Below are 1574 nucleotides of genomic sequence, written 5' to 3'. Positions count from 1 at the left end.
GGCGCCGCGGTGCGCGACACCAAGAATCGCGCGGCCGGTTACCTCACCGCGGACAGCACTCAGTGGTCCGCGTTCCTCGCAGCGATCAAGTCCGGCCGCTACGACCGCTGACACGCGTGCGGTGCGGGGACCGTTCACCTCGATTCGGTCCCCACACCGCACTGGCGGCGATCAGGCCGCCTGGACCGTCAGCGCGGAGTTGTCGTCGGTGACGTCCACGATCACCTTGTCGCCGTCCCGGACCTCACCCGCCAGCAGCTGCTTGGCCAGCTGATCACCGATCGCCGACTGCACCAGCCGCCGCAGCGGCCGCGCGCCGAAGATCGGGTCGAAACCGTTGATCGCCAGCCAATCGCGCGCCGCCGGGCGCACGTCCAAGGTGAGCCGCCGCTGGCCCAGCCGCTGCGCCAGCCGGTCCACCTGGATGTCCACGATGGACGTCAGCTCCTCGGTGGACAGCGAGTGGAACACCACCACGTCGTCCAGCCGGTTCAGGAACTCCGGCTTGAACTGCGAGCGCACCACCGTCATGACCGCCTCGTCCCGCTGCTGCTCGGTGAGGTTCGGATCCGCGATCGCCTGCGATCCGAGGTTCGAGGTCAGCACCAGGATCGTGTTCCGGAAATCCACCGTCCAGCCCTGCCCGTCGGTGAGCCGCCCGTCGTCGAGCGCCTGCAGCAGCACGTCGAACACGTCCGGGTGCGCCTTCTCCACCTCGTCCAGCAGCACCCCCGAGTACGGCCTGCGACGCACCGACTCGGTCAGCTGACCGCCCTGGTCGTAACCGACGTAGCCGGGCGGCGCACCGACCAGGCGAGCCACCGAGTGCTTCTCGGAATACTCGCTCATGTCCACCCGGATCATCGCCCGCTCGTCGTCGAACAGGAACCCGGCCAGCGCCTTCGCCAACTCGGTCTTGCCGACACCGGTGGGCCCGAGGAACAGGAACGAACCGGTCGGCCGGTCCGGATCGGCGACCCCGGCGCGAGTGCGCCGCACCGCATCGGACACCGCGCGCACCGCCTCGGCCTGGCCGACCACGCGGGCACCCAGCTCGTCTTCCATGCGCAGCAGCTTCGCCGTCTCGCCCTCCATCAGGCGCCCGGCGGGGATGCCGGTCCAGGAGCTGACCACGCCGGCCACGTCGTCCGGAGTGACCTCCTCCTGCAACATCGCCTTCTGCTCGGTCTGCTCCTCGGTCGCCTCCGCCAGTTCCTTCTCCAGCGCCGGAATCCGGCCGTAGCGCAGCTCGGCGGCCTTGCCCAGGTCACCATCGCGCTCGGCGCGCTCGGACTCGCCGCGGAGCTGTTCGAGCTGGGTCTTGAGGTCGCGGACCTTGTCGATGGACTCCTTCTCGCCCTGCCAGCGCACGGTGAGCTCGGAGAGCTGCTCGCGCCGGTCGGCGAGCTCGCCGCGCAGCGTCGCCAGCCGATCCGCCGAAGCCGGGTCGGATTCCTTGGCCAGCGCCATCTCCTCGATCTCCAGGCGGCGCACCGCGCGCTCCACCTCGTCGATCTCCACCGGCCGCGAATCGATCTCCATCCGCAGCCGGGACGCGGCCTCGTCCACCAGGT

General features: G+C 70.1%; 2 protein-coding genes. One reads left to right on the top strand and one right to left on the bottom strand.

The features are described 5' to 3' along the window. The first annotated feature begins 9 nt into the window (after nt 1–9). On the top strand, nt 10–111 hold the full coding sequence (locus tag IJH84_RS14000) for a DUF397 domain-containing protein (RefSeq protein ID WP_367269021.1): 102 nt from the start codon (nt 10–12) through the stop codon (nt 109–111). Between the two features lie 60 nt (nt 112–171). Here the strand turns inward: IJH84_RS14000 and IJH84_RS13995 are convergent. Beyond that, nucleotides 172–1574, bottom strand: a 1403-nt coding sequence (locus IJH84_RS13995; RefSeq protein ID WP_295145039.1) for an AAA family ATPase, incomplete at its 5' end; no start/stop codon positions are given.

The sequence above is a fragment of the Saccharopolyspora sp. genome (genome assembly GCF_017434145.1).
GTDB lineage: Bacteria > Actinomycetota > Actinomycetes > Mycobacteriales > Pseudonocardiaceae > Saccharopolyspora_C > Saccharopolyspora_C galaxeae.
The sequence above is the reverse complement of the archived record's forward strand: the minus strand, read 5'-3'. Positions and strand labels throughout refer to the sequence as shown.